Source organism: Methyloglobulus morosus KoM1 (assembly GCF_000496735.2).
Lineage (GTDB): Bacteria > Pseudomonadota > Gammaproteobacteria > Methylococcales > Methylomonadaceae > Methyloglobulus > Methyloglobulus morosus.
Genome location: NZ_AYLO01000150.1, coordinates 1 through 16879, shown reverse-complemented (window position 1 = coordinate 16879; position 16879 = coordinate 1). Strand labels below are relative to the sequence as shown.

Sequence of the window (16879 nt, the reverse complement as noted above, 5' to 3'; positions counted from 1 at the left end):
CGAATGTGGAAGGTTTTATCAAAGGGAAGAGTGCGATTTCGATTGCTAGGTAATTCAGCCATCTTACACAGTTTTGCATGGCTCTTTGCATTGGTCAGGTTGATAACTGTCAAGCCCCGTAAATTCAATCGACCATTATAAGCTAACGTCCTTTATCCTCTCCCTTGTCATTAGTCATTGTGTTTGGTTATTCTTTTGAAAAGTACTCACCTTTATCTTTCAATTTTCGAATATATTTCATTTCGATAAAAGAAGGCATGACCACTTCCTCAAATAAATCAAGAAGTACTTTTTTATCACCGAAATTGAGGGTGTAATTTCCAAATTCCAGTTTCTTTACGTGTGCCAAATAGTCTCCTTATTCATTAAATGTTAGTTGTCTCTAAAACAGCAAAGTAGGAAAAACTAGAATTCGGGATAATCGGAATATCATTTTCCTCAGAATCCGCAATTTCCACCCTGGCAGCTTGCTTATATTCAAGTTGCTTAATCGTAACTGTAATGCTTACGCAATGGCTTAACTATTTGCCAATGGCTATTCAAGCCTTCTGGGAAAACCACCAAGTCCCCAGGTAAGATTCGGACAGGTTCACCGCCTTCAGGTGTCACCAGAATTTCGCCTTCCAAGACATAGGCGGTTCGGCATCACCCCGGAAGTAAGAGCCGGTCATGGCAACAATATGCACTTTGTCGCGACCAATAAACTGGCCAAGATGCACACCCAGTTTATTGTCTGGGTTGGCAGACACATGGTGAAATTCATCCACGGCTATCAGCCGGTCGTCAAAAGCTGCCACGCCAAGCTGATCGACAGCAAAGCGGAATGTGGCGTGGGTGCAGACCAGCACCTTGTCATCGCCTAGCAGGAACGCACCCAGCGACTTGACCTTGCCGCCATTGTCCGTGCCGGGTGCGTTGCACAAGTTCCATTTGGGTTCGACCCGCCAATCCGCCCAGAAACCAAATTGGCTTAACAGTTCGTCGTTAAAACTGGAACCGATGGATTTTTCCGGCACGACGATAATGGCCTGCTTTAAGCCTTGGTTTTGCAGCTTATCGAGGGCAATAAACATCAGCGCACAGCTCTTGCCGGAAGCCGGGGGCGATTTGATGAGCAAGTATTGCTCGCCGCGCCGTTCATAAACCCGCTCCTGCATTGGGCTCATACCGAGCGCATTGGCCTTGGTCGAACTGCCGCTTTGGACGTAAGCGACTGAAACGGATGGAATTGAATTTATCATGCAAGTTGCCTGGGCTATCGGGTAAATAGATAAAGATACTCGCCAAAAACAAAAATTCGGTTGCGTTGCTGCCCCGTTACTTCTTTAATCACATCGTACTTTATCAAATCACTAACTAACGCACCTGCCGTATTCGGCACCGTATTCAAAAGCAGGCAAATTTCCTTAATATCCACCACCGGCTTCTGGTACAGATGGCGCATCAAACGTTGAGCGTTATCTTGTCTACGGTGACTGAACCTTGGCAATACTTCCCGCTCGATGCGCTCCTTCAGTTGAATAATCGCCCTAAAAACCGAAATGGCAGATTCAGCGGTCTCTTTAACGCCATGCAAAAAGAACACCAGCCAATCCCTGATATGATTGCCTTCGCGAACCGCCATAAGATGATCGACATAAGCGGTTTTGTTCTTTTCAAAGTATGCGGAAAGATATAAGGCAGGCTTGCTCAATAAGCCTTCAGATGCCAAATATAAAGAAATCATCAACCGACCCAGCCGACCGTTGCCGTCTAAGAATGGGTGTACGGTTTCAAACTGATAATGTGCCAGCGCAATTTTGATTAACGGCGGCACATTAACCTCATCATCATGCAAAAATTTCTCTAAATCGCTCATCAACTCACTTACATGCGTATGATGCGGGGGGACAAACACCGCATTTTTCAAGCTAACGCCAATCCAGTTTTGGCTAACGCGAAACTCACCGGGTTGTTTAGTTTGTCCTCGTACACCGCTCATCAAAATGGCATGGGTTTCCCTGAGCAGGCGATTGGAAAACGGCAGTTTTTCCAGCGTTTCAATCGCATAATTGATTGCCCGGATGTAGTTTTGCACCTCTGCCCAATCATCCCGTTTTTCCGGTTGCAAATCCTCGGCATTTTTAAATGCATCCTCTATGCTGGTTTGCGTACCTTCAATTCGGCTCGATAACGTCGCCTCTTTCACCACATAAGTGCGGATAAAAAACTCGATGTCTGGCACCAACTGCGAGAATGCATTCAACTCGCCCAGTGCACGGTCAGCCTGTCCCAGCAAGGTTTGCAATTTCGGATCGGCAATGATCCACGGATGATGAATCGGGGCAGGCAAAAAGCTCCTGTACTCATATTGGGCTTCATAGGTGCCAGCCTGGTAATCGCCGAGATTCATATTTCAAATAAATGCCAAGTTTCTGCAATAAAGAAAATCTTATTGCAATTTCAGGCCATCCGTCAATTTTTATTTCAGAAAACTAGTGTTTTTATGAAATTAAAAATTTCTAATGTCAAAAAGTCACCCGTTTTTAAGCCTTTTTGATCTTCTTATTTTGTTCAACCATCTTGGTATAAAGCTCGAACAGCTTTTCCAGCCGTTCGGTGTCGTTTCGGAAGCGGCGGCCGATGTAGATGCGTTCCAGCACTTCATCATTGCGTTCGTGCGCCTCCCGCAAGTCGGCGGGCATGTGGTCGGGTCATACAGGTCGGCGATGGTTGCCGGGAAATGCGCTTCCCTTGCTAGCAGGATGTTCTCGGCACAACGGGTCAGGTCGGCTTTGTTCTTATCCGTAAGTGTCGGAACGGGAAAATTATTCCACCCGATAGTACCACTATATGACAAATCAGTCCGCATTCTGACGCAAACCGTCGCGATCCAAACCCAATGAAGTTTGGAAGATACCATCAGCGATATTTGATAATCCATTGAAGGGTGATCGTACTGCTCCGACAAATACCTGTGGAGCCGGCAACAGATATGCATTTATTTCTTCGACTTCTCTCGCAATAGATTTCCCCGACTCTCCTTCGCTGAATATGACTTTTACGATTATTCTTCCCACAAATCCCGACAATGACGACAGTCACCGCGGCATTGTGTGTTGCAAGGTTGGCCCATTTGAGGCTTGTGTGTGCGAAGAAAATTTCATGCTGCAACTTGGCGATCATAGGCCACAAAAGCGGGACATGTGCGCCTTGGCAGATGGAATTTGTCGCAACGAATGCTGAAGAAGCATCAGTGTGCTTGCCGTATTCCGCTGCCTTGATGAACCAAGCGGCGACGTAGTCGAGTGATTTCCAACCAGCCAACTTGCCTTCAAAAATGGCAGACAAGTCAGACTTTTGCTCATCTGTTTGCCATTTACTTCCTAGATAAGGCGGATTCCCACAAATATAGGTTTCCCCACCTTCATTCTCAAAATCAATCTCTAACTGATCTAACGGAGTATCAAACAAATCATCGTACTGGTACTTCACACCCGTACTGGTCGGTGGGCAGATTGTTAGCCAATCCAGCCGAAGCGCATTGCCGCAGGTTATCCAGTTTTCCGATTCCAGCGGCAGGAATTTAGTCAACGCCTGCTTGTGTCCCAGGTAAAGTTCATCGCATGGGAATTCAGCAATGATGAGCGCAAGGCGGGCGATTTCAGCGGGGAAGTCACGCAGCTCAATCCCACGAAAGTTGGTAAGCCTTATATCGCTCTTACGTCCACGCTCGCCTCAGCGTTCGTTGATGGTGTTTTCAATTTCGCGCATTTGCTTGTAAGCAATGACCAGGAAATTGTCCGAGCCACAAGCTGGGTCAAACACGCGGATAAGAGCAATCCGCTTCCGCAGGTTGAGCAGCATCCGGGCATTGTCGCGCGCTTCTGCAAGTTTTGCCCGCAGGTCGTCAAGGAACAGTGGATTAAGCACCTTGAGGATGTTGGGTACGCTGGTGTAGTGCATCCCGAGCGCACCGCGTTCTTCGTCGTCCGCGACCGCCTGGATCATCGAGCCGAAGATATCAGGGTTGATCTTCGTCCAGTCCAGGCTGCCGATGTGCAGCAGGTAGGAACGTGCTATTTTGCTAAAGAGCAGCACATCCAGGTTGCCGGAAAACAAGCCGCCATTGACATAGGGGAACACATTGGCCCAGCGCGGTATGTTGGCTACTCTATGATAAGGGTCGCCGGGTTTGCCGCTATGAGTGCTGGGCGTGTTCATGGCACGGAAAATTTCACCGATGACCTCGTGCGTGTTGGAGGAATCCCGTGCGCTCATTTGCTCGATTGTTTTGGTGAAGACGTTCGAACCGTTAAATATGTCCGTGTCTTCGGCGAAGAAACAGAAGATCAGCCGTGCCATAAAATCGTTCATTTCATGGCTTCTCTCCACCGTTCCCCACTCAGGGTTGTCTTTGAGCAACTCGATATAAAGCTTGTTGAGTTTGCTGGTGGCACGAATATCGAAAGAGCTTTCGCGTATCTGCTTGACGGTCGAGATGCCGGCCAGTGCCAGAAAAAAACCGAAGTGATTGGGGAAATCCTCGTAGCTACAAACGACGGATTCGCCTGTCTCCAACTCTTCCGCTTCAAAATCCGTGCCGTCAGTGGCAAGGATAAACCGCGCTTTGGCTCTAGTTGTTGAGGGGCTTGTTCTCAGTTTGGCAAGGGTCTGGGTGACTTCACCTTGCCGTGCGGTCACGATGTGGATGTTGTTCCTTTGCAGAACACCACCAAGATCAGATTTGTTGGATTCGCCATTGCGAAGTTTTTTGAGTGTGGTGTCTTTGTTCCCAAAAGCTTGCAGGAGGGCGTAAGGAAATTCAGCGGGATCAAACGGCTGGCTTGCCAAGTTTGAGATGGCTTCTTCAATTTCTACCGCATTCATGGTTTGTGCGAGTTAATGGCGGTGAACCGTGGGATCATGTTTTTGTGCCTTTTATGGTAAGGCTGTGTTGCTCCTCAATACCTGTAACAATAGCAACTAATCAAACAATCGTTCTCTAAAATTTCTATTTTTTGGCAACAACAAAACAGAAAAATATTTTTCACATTAACTATCAATAAGATAGATACATTGTTAATCGTAGCTGTAATGCTTACGCAATGGCTTGACCACTTTCCAATGGCTGTTCAAGCCTTCTGGGAAAACCACCAAGTCGCCCGGCAAGATTCTGACCGGTTCACCACCTTCAGGTGTTACCAGGATTTCGCCTTCCAGGATATAGGCGGTTTCGGTTTCATCAAAGTCGATGGGGAACTCAGAGACTTCTTTCTCCCAAATATCCCAATTGGCTACGCCCAATTCTTTCAAACGGTCTTCGCTGGGGTTATGTTCTAAAATAATTTGTGGCATGATGTTCCCTAAAGTTAAATTGAAAAATCAAAGCAAGAGTTTAACGAGTTGCTCGCCTACACAAATACCATCGCCCGCCTCAGTGTCAGTATGTTTATAAAACTAATCAGCTAACCCATAATACCTTGTATAGTTTACAAAAAACCTTCTTGCGACTACATTAAACTTAAAACATCTTTACCGAGGCGCTAGTTTCAACTGTTTAGAGTTGCGGTTTTTCTTATATCTTTCATTTGAATTTTAATAATATTCCCATTCGCTCGATTTTATAAACTGCCATTTAATGGATATAAAGGAAAAAAAGTCACTCAGTGAAACTGACATCTGCGACTTATTCATCACGCCAGCCATAAGGAATGCAGGATGGGATGCAATGCGGCAAATCAGGCGGGAAGTCACCTTAACACCCGGCCCAATCGTAGTTAGGGGCAATTTATCCTCCCGTAATAAGAAATTAAAAAAATTCGCGGATTATGTACTTTATTGGGAGCCAAATGTACCGGTAGCTGTCATTTAAGCGAAAGACAATACCTACAGCGTTAGTCATGGCCTACAACAAGCCTTGGGGTACGCCGAAATCCTGGAAGTGCCTTGTGCTTTTAGTTCCAATGGCGATGCTTTTGCCGCCCATAATAAAGTGCCTGCTGACGGTGAAGACATTGAAACCCAATTCCCCATCGAATCCTTTTTACCTCCTGATGTACTATGGGCGCGTTACAAAATTTTCCGTGGAATAGAAGATAAAGACCAAAATCTGGTCGTCCAGCCGTATTATGAGGACAGTTCCGGCAAAGAAGCGCGTTATTACCAAGTAGACGCAATTAACCGTACTATAGAGGCAGTGGCCAATGGCCAAAAACGGGTGCTGCTAGTCATGGCAACCGGTACCGGTAAAACCTATACCACATTCCAAATCATCTGGCGATTATGGAAGGCCAAAGCCGTTAAGCGAGTTTTATTCCTGGCAGATCGTAACATCTTGGTCGATCAAACCTTGGTCAATGATTTCAAGCCCTTTGGCTCGGTCATGACCAAAATCAAAAACCGAAAACTTGATCCATCCTACGAAATCTATTTAGGTTTGTATCAAGCCATCACTGGCACTAGCGAAGAAGAGAAAATCTTTACAAGTGTTTCGGCTGACTTTTTCGATCTGATTATTATCGACGAATGTCACCGGGGCAGCGCCGCCGACGATGCGGCATGGCGGGAAATCCTTGATTATTTCACTAACGCTATCCAAATTGGTCTAACGGCAACGCCCAAGGAAACCAAGTACGTTTCCAACATGACTTATTTTGGCGAGCCGGTTTACACCTACAGCCTGAAACAAGGTATCGAAGATGGCTTTCTTGCACCTTACAAGGTTATTCGGATCGATATCGATAAGGATGTCCTAGGCTGGACACCACCATCTGGAATGACCGATGACCTTGGCAGGGAAATCGAAGGCCGCACCTATAATCAGGTTGATATGGATCGCATCCTGGTGCTTAACCAGCGCACCAAGCTGGTGGCCAAGCGCGTCATGCAATTTCTGCTGGCAACCGACCCTTACGCCAAAACGATTATTTTCTGTGAAGACATCGACCACGCCGAACGCATGCGTTCCGCCATCGTCAATGCAGCGGGCAAACTGGCACTGGATAATCCCAAATACGTCATGCGCATTACCGGCGACAGCGTGGAAGGCAAAGCCGAACTCGATAACTTTATTGATCCGGAAAGCACCTTTCCAGTTATTGCAACCACCTCAGAGTTGTTAACCACGGGCGTCGATGCCAAAACCTGCAAGCTGATCGTGCTGGATAAAACCATCAGCTCCATGACCGTATTCAAGCAGATCATTGGCCGTGGCACCCGTATTGATGAAGAACATAACAAATACTTCTTCACCATCATGGATTTCAAAAAAGCCACCGAGTTGTTTCGTGATCCGGATTTCGACGGCGAACCGGTTGTTATTTACGAACCCGATGAAGATGACGATCCCGTGCCGCCAGACCCCGAACCTGAAGACGGTGAAGTAAATAATGATGAAGTCAACGAAGAACCCGGCGTTTACAAAGTCCGCGTCAGCGGTGTTGAAGTCAGTATTATCTCCGAACGGGTCGAATACCTGAATGCAGAAGGTCAATTAGTTACCGAATCCTACCGGGATTTCTCCCGTAAGCAAATACGCACCGAATTCACCTCCTTAAATGATTTCCTCCAACACTGGCAAAGCGCAAAGAAAAAACAAGCCATCATCGATGAGTTGGAAGAATACGGCATCGTGCTCGATCATCTGGCCGCGGAAGTCGGCAAGGATTACGGCGACTTTGACCTGATCTGCCACATCGCTTACGACCAGCCACCCTTAACCCGTAAGGAACGTGCCAATAACGTGAAAAAACGCAATTACTTCACCAAATACGGTGAAAAGGCCAAAGCCGTGCTGACCGCCTTGCTGGATAAATACGCCGATGAAGGCATCAGCACCATGGAAAGCGCAAAAGTGCTTAAACTTAAACCCTTTAGCGACATGGGTACGCCAGTTGAGATCATCAATCAGGTGTTCGGCGGCAAAGACCGTTACGAACAGGCCATCCAGGAACTGGAACAAGAAATTTACAATCAGGACGTATCCGCATGAGCAATGTTTCCGGCATCATCAAATCCATCCAGGACATCATGCGCAAGGATGTCGGCGTGGATGGCGATGCCCAGCGCATCAGCCAATTGGTGTGGATGTTCTTTTTAAAAATCTTTGACGACCGAGAAGCTGAACTCGACCTGATAGAAGATAACTACGAATCTCCGCTACCCGAGCACCTGCGTTGGCGGAATTGGGCAAAGAATCCCGAAGGCATGACCGGCGATGAACTGTCCGATTTTATCAATATGCAATTGTTCCCCACCTTAAAGGATAAACTGCCCTTGCTTGGCTCTGCGAGTAAGCGAAAGCGCGCGCAAGTCGTGCGTGATGCCTTTGAAGATGCCTACAACTACATGAAATCCGGCACTTTGATACGGCAGGTGATTAACAAAATCTGCGAGATCGACTTCAACAACACCGGCGACCGCCACACCTTCGGCAGCATTTACGAACAAATCCTCAAAGACCTGCAAAGCGCCGGAAATGCCGGGGAGTTTTACACCCCCCGCGCCGTCACCCGCTTCATCGTCAACCAGATCGACCCGCAACTGCATGAAACTGTGCTTGACCCAGCCTGCGGCACCGGCGGCTTTTTAACCTGCACCATCGACCATAAACGCGACAATTACCGCAAAACCGCCGAGGACGAAGAAACCCTGCAAGCGTCCATTCACGGCGTGGAGAAAAAAGCCCTGCCGCACATGCTGTGCATCACCAACATGATCCTGCACGGCATCGACACGCCGACCAACATCAAACACGACAACACCCTCAGCCGTCCTTACAAGGATTACAGCAACAAAGACCGGGTTGATGTCATCGTTACCAACCCGCCCTTCGGCGGCATGGAAGAAGACGGCATCGAAAACAACTTTCCGTCGCACTTGCGCACCCGAGAAACCGCCGACCTGTTCATGGCGCTAATCATCAAGTTGTTAAAAGACAAAGGCCGCGCCGCCGTGGTTTTACCGGACGGCTTCCTGTTTGGCGAAGGCATGAAAACCCGCCTGAAACAAACCCTGCTGGAAGAATGCAACCTGCACACCCTCGTGCGCCTGCCCAACGGCGTGTTTAGCCCCTACACCGGCATAAAAACCAACATCCTGTTCTTTACCAAAGGCCAGCCCACCGAACAGCTTTGGTATTACGAACACCCCTATCCCGACGGCGTCAAAAGCTACAACAAAACCAAGCCCATGCGCTTTGAGGAATTCCAGCCGGAAATCGACTGGTGGGGCGACGCTAGCGACGGCTATGCCAAACGCGTCCAAACCGAACAAGCCTGGAAAGTGTCAGTCGAAGACATCAAGGCGCGTAACTACAACCTGGACATTAAAAACCCGCACATCGGCGAACAAATCAGCCACGACCCGGATGAATTGCTGCAACTGTACGCCAAACAGCAGAAGGACATCGGCAAGCTGCGCGACCAGCTTAAAGACATTCTGCAAAAGGCGTTGAAGCCAGAATTTTCAGACGTTGAGCCAAGCAATTAACTTACACCGTCATACCGGCAAGGATTGCCGGTATCCACAACTGCATGGATGCAGGAGGTAGAGCAACGCAGGAGCAGTTGCCGAGAAGCCAAGGAAGGCAATCCATCAGGAAGCAGGAGGTTTTTTTGCATTATGTTTATCTTGACATTCACATCCCTGTGTCCTAGATTCCGGCAATCCATGCCGGAATGACGGGGATTTGCCAACAGTCATGCAGTTCAACTAAGTCGAAATGACTAAACAGCCCTGTGTTTACCTGCTCGCCAGCCAGCAAAACGGAACACTCTATACCGGCGTTACCTCCGATTTGCTCAAACGGGTTTATCAACACCGAACCGGCATGGTCGAAGGCTTTACCAAACGTTACGGAGTCCACATGCTGGTTTGGTATGAAATTCACGAGAAAATGGAAAGCCCCATCCAGCGCGAAAAACAACTAAAAAATTGGCCACGAATTGCAAAAATCCGCTTGATTGAACAGCAAAACCCAAACTGGCAGGATTTATGGCACGCGCTTGTGGTTTGAAATTGATAAAAAGCCGTCATTCCGGCAGGGACTGCCGGAATCCAGGACACAGGGATGTGAAAGTTGAGTGAGGCACAGTGCCATGAAAAGACATCATGCTTCCCGATGGTTTGCCGTCCATGGCTTCTCGGCAACTGCTCCTGCGTTGCTCTACCTCCTGCATCCATGCAGTTGTGGATTCCGGCAGTCCGTGCCGGAATGACGTATTTTCAGTAATGGTTGAAAAAAATGAATGACCTAATAACCAAACACCTCGATGTCTGGACGTCGGCGCTGATGAATAAAAGCACCGCTGGCCGGGGCAGTAACGGCAAGCAAACCGCCTACGGTATTAAAAAACTGCGTGAACTGATTTTGGAATTGGCGGTGCAGGGCAAACTAGTGCCGCAAGAACCGAGTGATGAACCAGCTAGTAGATTGTTAGGAAAAATAACTGAGGAAAAAAATCAATTAATTATCGACGGAAAAATAAAAGATCAAAAATTATTGCCTGATATTAGTGAAGATGAAAGTTTTGCTCTTCCTAGAGGCTGGGAATTATGTCGTTTGGGTACTCTGTTTAACTCCATTCTCAGCGGAGGAACTCCAAGTAAGAATAATCCAGAATACTGGAACGGAAATATACCTTGGGCTAGCGTAAAGGATTTAGGTCAATCCAAATATATTGAGAAAACTCAAGACTACATTACTGATGCTGGCTTAGCTGCTGGTAGCAAATTGGCAGATATTGGAGATATTCTTATTTGTACAAGAATGGGGCTAGGAAAAATAGCCATATGTAAAACCCAGATTGCCATCAATCAAGATTTGAAAGCCGTGAAGTTAACTTCATTTGTGAATGTAGTTTACTGCTTAATAGTCTTTTCGACTTATAACATTAAAGGAACTGGAACTACAGTAGCCGGTATCAAACAAGATGAGCTTTTGAATTTTCTTTTTCAATTACCTCCTTTAGCCGAACAGCACCGCATCGTCGCCAAAGTTGATGAACTGATGGCGCTGTGCGACCAACTGGAACAGCAACAAACCGACAGCAACGCCGCCCACCAAACCCTGGTGGAAACACTGCTCGCCACGCTTACGAACACAACCGTTCGTACTGAGCCTGTCGAAGCACGCCCTTCGACAAGCTCAGGGCGAACGGAGTTTGAAGAAGCCTGGCAGCGCATCGACGAACACTTCGACACCCTGTTCACCACCGAACACAGCATCGACCAACTCAAACAAACCATCCTCCAACTCGCCGTCATGGGCAAACTCGTCCCCCAAGACCCCAACGACGAACCGGCTAACATACTGTTAAAAAGATTGGCAGTTGAACAAAATAAATGGCTCAAAGAGAATGAGGGTGTAAATAAAGAATGTGCAGGGATGCGAAGAAAACTCGATAAACTTAAGTCCCCTAAGCCACCTTTTGAAACTCCCGCTAGTTGGTCAACCGCACACCTTATTCAGATAACAAAATTTTTAGTAGACTGCCATAACAAGACAGCGCCATATGTCGAAAATGGCATCCCAATTATCCGAACCTCAAACATTCGAAATAGCGAGTTTCGGATGGATGATATGAAATATGTAAACCAAGATACTTACGAATATTGGTCACGAAGATGCCCTCCTGAGGCATCCGACATTATTTTTACCAGAGAAGCCCCAATGGGTGAAGCGGCAATCATTCCTGACAATACTAAATTCTGTCTTGGTCAAAGAACGATGTTAATTCGAGTAATGGAAAAATATATTTATAACAAATATTTGCTTCTTGCTTTAACAGAACCTCATTTGTTGGAAAGAGCATCCGTTCATGCAATTGGATCCACAGTTAAGCACTTAAGAGTAGGTGATGTAGAAAATCTTGCTATTCCAATACCACCATTTGCTGAACAACACCGCATCGTCGCCAAAATCGATGAAATCATGACACTGTGCGATACCCTGAAAGCCCGCATCAACCAAGCCCAAACCACCCAAATCCATCTGGCCGACGCCATTGTCGAGCAGGCTGTGGCATGACTGATCGTTACGCGACTGGCAATAGCATTGAAGGGCAGTTTCAGCCCGGTTCCAATGGCACGGTGTTGTTAAACAAACTGGGCATCATTGACCCAGACGAGATGGACGAGATTGAACTGGATTTGCTGGTTCAATTAACCGATTCCGTGCTGGATGATGTTACTGACGAGCAAACCATTACCGCTGCGGATTTGTCTGCGTGGCATCACCGTTGGTTGGGGCATGTATACGCGTGGGCGGGGCAATATCGTTCAGTCAATATGGGTAAAACCGATTTCCATTTTGCCGCTGCGCACTTGATTCCCAAACTTATGCAAACCTTGGAAACCAAGTTTTTATCGGTCTACACGCCCTGTAAAAATATGCCTGATGAGCAATTGATTGATGCGCTGGCCAAAGTGCATGTCGAATTTATTCTGGTGCATCCGTTCAGGGAAGGTAACGGCAGGCTGTCGCGCTTATTGGCAAACATTATGGCCTTGCAAGCGGGGCAACCCATGCTGGATTTTTCCGCTATGGATAACAACAAACAACGCTATTTTGCCGCCATTCAAGCCGGGCTGGATGATTATGAGCCGATGAAGGCGCTATTCAGGCAAGTGCTACTCGAGACACAGCAGAGCGCAGGCGGTTGATCTTTTGTTCAATCACAGCAATGGGTTCACCCGTTTCTATGGCGGTAGAGCTGGCGATACTGCGCGTGACCAACTGCTGTGCTTTGACAGGGTTTTTTAAATGACGGTTTGTTTGGGACAAGCTATTTTCTTTCATGATTGTAGTATAGCGGTTTTTAGGGTGTATCGGTAGCCATACGTAACGCATCAGCTAACCAAATTTATAGGGCTAATACTGTTGATGAGCAGGCGTGACATAGATAAAAATATGGAAACACAAGCTAAAATCCGGTGCGATAAAGATGAACACAAACTCTACGAATTCTATGCCGATTTTAATGAGTGGCTGGAAAGTGAAGAGGGACAACTGCTGTTAGATGAATATGGTATCAATGGCCTATCTCAACCCAGTAAGGCTTTTTTAGAGGGGATAAAGCGGCATACGATGAAGCCTTTAAGGCTTACCGAAAAGATCGCCGCCACGAAGCACTGAATGAATCTTACCTTGTAGAACAATTCGGTGACGAGCACTGGTTTGACCACAACCTGGAACGTTTCGATCAATTAATCCTTTGTTTGAAGCAAGATAGCGTGGTGCCGTTCATATTTTGCGAGCGATTTCGAATAAGTCCAAATATGATGGCTATACCCATCAGAAACTATCGGTTGCTTTTAGAGATTTCCAATATTATCTCAATACAATAGGAGAAGAAAACTACTTGTCCGATGACTTTGAATGGGATATTCACGAAATGTTGGTTATCCCGTTAACGCAATTTGAGCGCGTGATTGCTAATTCTGCACAGCCATCAGGACTTGATTATCATGCCGTACGCTTGATTAAGGCACTACTTCAACACGGCTTAAATCAAGAACGTTCACCTAAATCCTTTTGCGAATTACCGCCCTCTGTAAATGCTGAGTTTGGTGATTATTTATCCCTGACTCTATCATCAAAACTTGGAATTCGATTGCCTGATAGGTTGGACGATAAGCAAACCGTCGATATTGCGTGTTTATGCAATAGCGCTTGGGATGAACTTGATTGCCCGGTTAAAATTGGATCCTTGACTAGAGTGCGATTTTTACTCCAAGAATTACTTGGAGTAAAAAAATTAACTATATTAATCAATATGATATGAATTTAGTCGTAATTGTAATGTTTACGTAATGGCTTGACGACTTGCCAATGGCTGTTCAAACCTTCCGGGAAAACCACCAAATCCCCTGGTAAAATTCTGACTGGTTCACCGCCTTCTGGGGTAACCAAAATTTCGCCTTCCAAAATATAAGCCGTTTCGGTTTCGTCAAAGTCGATGGGGAATTCTGATATTTCTTTCTCCCATATTTCCCAATTCGACACACCTAATTCTTTCAGGCGTTCTTCACTGGGGTTATGTTCTATCGTGATTTCTGGCATGGTTTTCCCTTGTTAAAAAAATTTTTTCACATTCTGTGTCACGACTTTTTCACTAACTTGGCACAGTTTTCATTAATGGTGTCAATTTACAATTTTGTAAAACGTATTAGTTAGTGAAAACAGGCAGTTTGATTTAAAAGGGTTATTTCATTTTCTTTGTCAAAGCCTATTGCGAAAATGACACAAATAATGAAATATTTTTTCACGCTGTAATAATAACATCCACAACCCCTTTATGAAAATTTGACCCGCTTATCCAAATACGATAAACTTTTGCTATATACAAGCCGTATATATTTTGGTGGAGGTACATTATGGCTACCGGATCAATTTTTGTAAACAATCGCACACAATCGGTGAGACTTCCTTCCGAGACCCGTTTCCCTGAAACCGTTAAGAAAGTTACAGTAAGGGTAGTAGGCCAGGATCGTGTGTTGTCACCCGTCGAAAACACCTGGGACAGTTTTTTCCTGTCAGAAGAACGGGTCACGGATGATTTTATGGCAGAACGCGCTTCCCAAGAGCAACCTGAGCGGGAAGCGTTCTAGTGCTGAAATTCATGCTGGACACCAACATCGCAATTTATGTGATTAAGCATCGCCCAGTTAGTGCGCTTGAAACTTTTAATCGCCATGCGGGACAGCTATGCGTCAGTTCCATTTCCCTCGCCGAACTGTTCCACGGGGCGGAAAAAAGCGCAAAGCCCGACCATAATTTACGCCAAATTGAAGATTTTGTCTCCCGTTTGGAGATATTGGAATACGGCGGCAAGGCGGCATCCCATTATGGCAACATCCGTAGTGTCCTTGAACGTAAAGGAACAACGATTGGTGTCAATGACCTCCACATCGCGGGTCATGCGAGAAGCGAAGGGCTAACGCTAGTAACCAACAACCTGCGCGAATTTGAGCGCGTTGAAGGATTACGGCTGGATAATTGGGTCTGACAAGAATGAGAATAATACCAATCCCAATAAATTCTCGTATTATCCCTTCTCCAGAGGGAGAAGGTCGGGATGAGGGGAATTCAAATAAAAATTTATTGGGATTAGTATAACTGCCCATCCCTTTCAATCATTTTATAACCCAACATTTTGTAACCCGCTTTCCTTTTCTCGCCCATCCTCGCCAGCATCGGCACATTGCTGTCCACATAATCGTAAATCCTGACTTCCGTTTTTGCATGGTGTAGTCGATGCAACCTTCCTACATACTGGGTCAACGTGCCTTTCCAGGAAACGGGCATGGCCAGAAACAAGGTATCCAATCGCGCATCATCAAAGCCTTCGCCCAAATAGCGTCCGGTAGCAATAATAATACGAACCTCATTGTCTGGAACACTTTCCATATCTGCTAATAATTGTTTACGCTGACGAACCCCCATCCCACCTTGCATGATGAAAACATTTTTCGCAAACGCCTCGATTTGCTCAGCCAATAATCCCACATGTTCTTTCCTTTCGGTCAATACAATGGGTGAACGCCCTTCCTCAAGGGCTAGTTTGATGTCATCAAGGATTAACCGATTGCGTTGCCCATCGGTAACCAGGGCTTGGTATATTTCATGAATAGGCTGTTGGCTATTGGGAATTGCACTAAGCGGCAGCGTGAACATTGTTTCCCGTTGCACGACAAAATGATCAAACGGCCTGATTAAAGCCTGCTGTTTTGGGCTGACATGATAGCGCACAGGGCCACACTGCATGAATACAATGGGATGGTGTCCATCCTTGCGGGTCAAGGTCGCGGACAATCCGAGGACATATTTTGCTTTGCAAGCCTTCGCGACAGTTTCAAAACTGACGGCGGATAAATGGTGGCATTCGTCGAAAATGACTTGTCCATAGTTCGCTACCAAATCAACGACCTCATGGTTTTTGGTTAGGCTTTGCATGATGGCAACATCAATAATGCCGTTCGATTTGTTTTTGCCGCCACCGATTTTGCCGACCTGTTTTTTGGATAGATTTAAAAACAACTCAATACGTTCCAACCATTGGTCTAACAACTGGCGACGATGGACAATTATCAAGGTATTCACTTGCCGCTGTGCCAAAATATAAAGTGCGACCACCGTTTTGCCAAAAGCAGTGGTGGCGGAGAGTGTGCCAATATCGTGTTCAAGCAGTTTGTTTGCCGCCAGGGTTTGTTCGTCTGTCAACTGGCCTTGAAACTGTAAGTCTGGAATTGGATCACCTAATTGTCGTTCGTCCCGAAGTACGGGCTTGATCTTTAAATCGACTAACAGGTTTATTAAATCATCCTGGCATCCTCTGGGTAAGGCAATATGTTGTGAGTAATATTCGGCACAGGAAATGATCCTTGGCTTGCCAAAGGTGGACATACGCATAGCCTGGGTTTTGTAAAACTCCGGGTTCTGAAACGCCGCCAGGCGGATAATCCTGCTTTGCAGCGCAGTAGGCAACTGGCTGGTATCGATGAAAAGTTGGTTACCTTGTACGATAGTCACACGTTTTGGCAGGGATTCTAGGATTTTGGGGTCTTTGCTTTTGCGTGAAGGCGGCACGTTCCAGGGTTCGCTGTCTTCGTCGTCGATGGGTAGTTTGACGGCCAATATGCGATTTTGCTATTCGGCATTACCGATTAGATGGCTTAACTGCATCGGGGTTATCCGCTTTACGGTGGATAGGTATGCCCATTGATCTGGATAAGGCACGAAGTTATCATTGACAAAGACACTGTTCCCTTGTTCTCGGGGTTTTTTCTGCGGTATTGTTAAGTTAGTATAGCATTTGCTACACTTACCCAATTTGTAGGGGTAAAGGCTAATATGAATTGTCCAAAATGTGGTTCGACCGATTGCGGCAAAGATGGC

Annotated in this window: 18 protein-coding genes and 3 pseudogenes; 9 read left to right on the top strand and 12 right to left on the bottom strand. The window is 46.4% G+C overall.

All coding sequences use genetic code 11. The features are described from left to right. Window positions 1–187: 187 nt before the first annotated feature. The 8 genes and pseudogenes from MGMO_RS20395 to MGMO_RS17320 form a co-directional block, all read right to left on the bottom strand. Complete coding sequence (locus MGMO_RS20395) at window positions 188–349, bottom strand: hypothetical protein (protein ID WP_023496381.1); 162 nt, start codon at window positions 347–349, stop codon at window positions 188–190. A 137-nt stretch (window positions 350–486) separates the two neighbouring features. Next, window positions 487–609: a cupin domain-containing protein gene (locus MGMO_RS17340; protein ID WP_235557320.1), complete on the bottom strand. Its 123-nt coding sequence runs from the start codon at window positions 607–609 to the stop codon at window positions 487–489. After that, the gene (locus MGMO_RS17335; protein WP_023496380.1) at window positions 606–1241 is read right to left on the bottom strand and encodes a DEAD/DEAH box helicase; all 636 of its coding nucleotides are present in this window, start codon (window positions 1239–1241) and stop codon (window positions 606–608) included. Before MGMO_RS17335 ends, MGMO_RS17340 begins: the two co-directional genes overlap by 4 nt. 14 nt (window positions 1242–1255) lie before the next feature. Then, the gene (locus tag MGMO_RS17330; RefSeq protein ID WP_023496379.1) at window positions 1256–2392 is read right to left on the bottom strand and encodes a Fic family protein; all 1137 of its coding nucleotides are present in this window, start codon (window positions 2390–2392) and stop codon (window positions 1256–1258) included. A 133-nt stretch (window positions 2393–2525) separates the two neighbouring features. Next, on the bottom strand, window positions 2526–2684 hold the full coding sequence (locus tag MGMO_RS21185) for a type IIL restriction-modification enzyme MmeI (protein ID WP_200922749.1): 159 nt from the start codon (window positions 2682–2684) through the stop codon (window positions 2526–2528). A 116-nt stretch (window positions 2685–2800) separates the two neighbouring features. Continuing rightward, a pseudogene (locus MGMO_RS21275) lies at window positions 2801–2902 on the bottom strand (type IIL restriction-modification enzyme MmeI); the annotation flags it as partial. Next, window positions 2902–4869 (bottom strand): annotated as a pseudogene (locus tag MGMO_RS20980) (DNA methyltransferase). The pseudogenes MGMO_RS20980 and MGMO_RS21275, both read right to left, overlap by 1 nt. Before the next feature lie 192 nt (window positions 4870–5061). Beyond that, window positions 5062–5337 carry a cupin domain-containing protein gene (locus MGMO_RS17320; protein WP_023496375.1) on the bottom strand — a complete coding sequence of 92 codons (276 nt, stop codon included), beginning with the start codon at window positions 5335–5337 and terminating at the stop codon, window positions 5062–5064. Between the two features lie 283 nt (window positions 5338–5620). Here MGMO_RS17320 and hsdR point away from each other — a divergent pair. The 5 genes and pseudogenes from hsdR to MGMO_RS17295 all read left to right on the top strand — a co-directional run bounded on the left by hsdR (window position 5621) and on the right by MGMO_RS17295 (window position 12645). Beyond that, window positions 5621–7972: pseudogene (gene hsdR / locus MGMO_RS17315) on the top strand (EcoAI/FtnUII family type I restriction enzme subunit R). Next, window positions 7969–9471 carry a type I restriction-modification system subunit M gene (locus tag MGMO_RS17310; protein ID WP_023496372.1) on the top strand — a complete coding sequence of 501 codons (1503 nt, stop codon included), beginning with the start codon at window positions 7969–7971 and terminating at the stop codon, window positions 9469–9471. Before hsdR ends, MGMO_RS17310 begins: the two are co-directional and overlap by 4 nt. Before the next feature lie 232 nt (window positions 9472–9703). After that, a complete protein-coding gene (locus MGMO_RS17305; protein WP_023496371.1) occupies window positions 9704–9997 on the top strand; it encodes a GIY-YIG nuclease family protein in 294 nt (97 codons plus the stop codon). 228 nt (window positions 9998–10225) lie between these two features. Then, window positions 10226–12010 (top strand): restriction endonuclease subunit S, encoded by a 1785-nt coding sequence (locus MGMO_RS17300; protein ID WP_023496370.1) that lies wholly within the window; start codon window positions 10226–10228, stop codon window positions 12008–12010. Further along, entirely contained in the window at window positions 12007–12645 is a 639-nt protein-coding gene (locus MGMO_RS17295) for a Fic/DOC family protein (RefSeq protein WP_023496369.1), read from the top strand. Before MGMO_RS17300 ends, MGMO_RS17295 begins: the two co-directional genes overlap by 4 nt. Here the strand turns inward: MGMO_RS17295 and MGMO_RS19760 are convergent. Further along, window positions 12602–12832 (bottom strand): hypothetical protein, encoded by a 231-nt coding sequence (locus MGMO_RS19760; RefSeq protein ID WP_023496368.1) that lies wholly within the window; start codon window positions 12830–12832, stop codon window positions 12602–12604. The genes MGMO_RS17295 and MGMO_RS19760 overlap by 44 nt on opposite strands. 33 nt (window positions 12833–12865) lie before the next feature. On the opposite strand from MGMO_RS19760, the gene MGMO_RS17290 reads away from it, so the two are divergent. Then, window positions 12866–13117, top strand: a complete 252-nt coding sequence (locus tag MGMO_RS17290) for a hypothetical protein (RefSeq protein ID WP_023496367.1) — start codon at window positions 12866–12868, stop codon at window positions 13115–13117. Window positions 13118–13343: 226 nt separating this feature from the next. Continuing rightward, window positions 13344–13766: a hypothetical protein gene (locus tag MGMO_RS17285; RefSeq protein ID WP_036308639.1), complete on the top strand. Its 423-nt coding sequence runs from the start codon at window positions 13344–13346 to the stop codon at window positions 13764–13766. A gap of 2 nt (window positions 13767–13768) precedes the next feature. On the opposite strand, the gene MGMO_RS17280 is transcribed toward MGMO_RS17285, so the two are convergent. Continuing rightward, window positions 13769–14044: a cupin domain-containing protein gene (locus MGMO_RS17280; RefSeq protein WP_023496365.1), complete on the bottom strand. Its 276-nt coding sequence runs from the start codon at window positions 14042–14044 to the stop codon at window positions 13769–13771. A 314-nt stretch (window positions 14045–14358) separates the two neighbouring features. Between MGMO_RS17280 and vapB the strand changes: the two genes are divergently transcribed. Next, window positions 14359–14592 (top strand): type II toxin-antitoxin system VapB family antitoxin, encoded by a 234-nt coding sequence (vapB, locus tag MGMO_RS17275; protein WP_023496364.1) that lies wholly within the window; start codon window positions 14359–14361, stop codon window positions 14590–14592. Then, window positions 14592–14990: a type II toxin-antitoxin system tRNA(fMet)-specific endonuclease VapC gene (vapC, locus tag MGMO_RS17270; protein ID WP_152976398.1), complete on the top strand. Its 399-nt coding sequence runs from the start codon at window positions 14592–14594 to the stop codon at window positions 14988–14990. Before vapB ends, vapC begins: the two co-directional genes overlap by 1 nt. Window positions 14991–15091: 101 nt before the next feature. On the opposite strand, the gene MGMO_RS17265 is transcribed toward vapC, so the two are convergent. Next, on the bottom strand, window positions 15092–16618 hold the full coding sequence (locus MGMO_RS17265) for a DEAD/DEAH box helicase (RefSeq protein WP_023496362.1): 1527 nt from the start codon (window positions 16616–16618) through the stop codon (window positions 15092–15094). 12 nt (window positions 16619–16630) lie between these two features. After that, window positions 16631–16879, bottom strand: a 249-nt coding sequence (locus MGMO_RS20725; protein WP_235557319.1) for a TOTE conflict system archaeo-eukaryotic primase domain-containing protein, incomplete at its 5' end; no start/stop codon positions are given.

Excerpts from the sequence above, each read along its gene's own strand:
- vapB (WP_023496364.1), top strand. The coding sequence starts at position 14,359 with ATGGCTACCGGATCAATTTTTGTAAACAATCGCACACAATCGGTGAGA.
- MGMO_RS17290 (WP_023496367.1), top strand. The coding sequence starts at position 12,866 with ATGAGCAGGCGTGACATAGATAAAAATATGGAAACACAAGCTAAAATC.
- MGMO_RS17300 (WP_023496370.1), top strand. The coding sequence starts at position 10,226 with ATGAATGACCTAATAACCAAACACCTCGATGTCTGGACGTCGGCGCTG.
- MGMO_RS17330 (WP_023496379.1), bottom strand. The coding sequence starts at position 2,392 with ATGAATCTCGGCGATTACCAGGCTGGCACCTATGAAGCCCAATATGAG.
- MGMO_RS17305 (WP_023496371.1), top strand. The coding sequence starts at position 9,704 with ATGACTAAACAGCCCTGTGTTTACCTGCTCGCCAGCCAGCAAAACGGA.
- MGMO_RS19760 (WP_023496368.1), bottom strand. The coding sequence starts at position 12,832 with ATGCGTTACGTATGGCTACCGATACACCCTAAAAACCGCTATACTACA.
- MGMO_RS21185 (WP_200922749.1), bottom strand. The coding sequence starts at position 2,684 with ATGCCCGCCGACTTGCGGGAGGCGCACGAACGCAATGATGAAGTGCTG.
- MGMO_RS17335 (WP_023496380.1), bottom strand. The coding sequence starts at position 1,241 with ATGATAAATTCAATTCCATCCGTTTCAGTCGCTTACGTCCAAAGCGGC.
- MGMO_RS17280 (WP_023496365.1), bottom strand. The coding sequence starts at position 14,044 with ATGCCAGAAATCACGATAGAACATAACCCCAGTGAAGAACGCCTGAAA.
- MGMO_RS17310 (WP_023496372.1), top strand. The coding sequence starts at position 7,969 with ATGAGCAATGTTTCCGGCATCATCAAATCCATCCAGGACATCATGCGC.
- MGMO_RS17320 (WP_023496375.1), bottom strand. The coding sequence starts at position 5,337 with ATGCCACAAATTATTTTAGAACATAACCCCAGCGAAGACCGTTTGAAA.
- MGMO_RS17295 (WP_023496369.1), top strand. The coding sequence starts at position 12,007 with ATGACTGATCGTTACGCGACTGGCAATAGCATTGAAGGGCAGTTTCAG.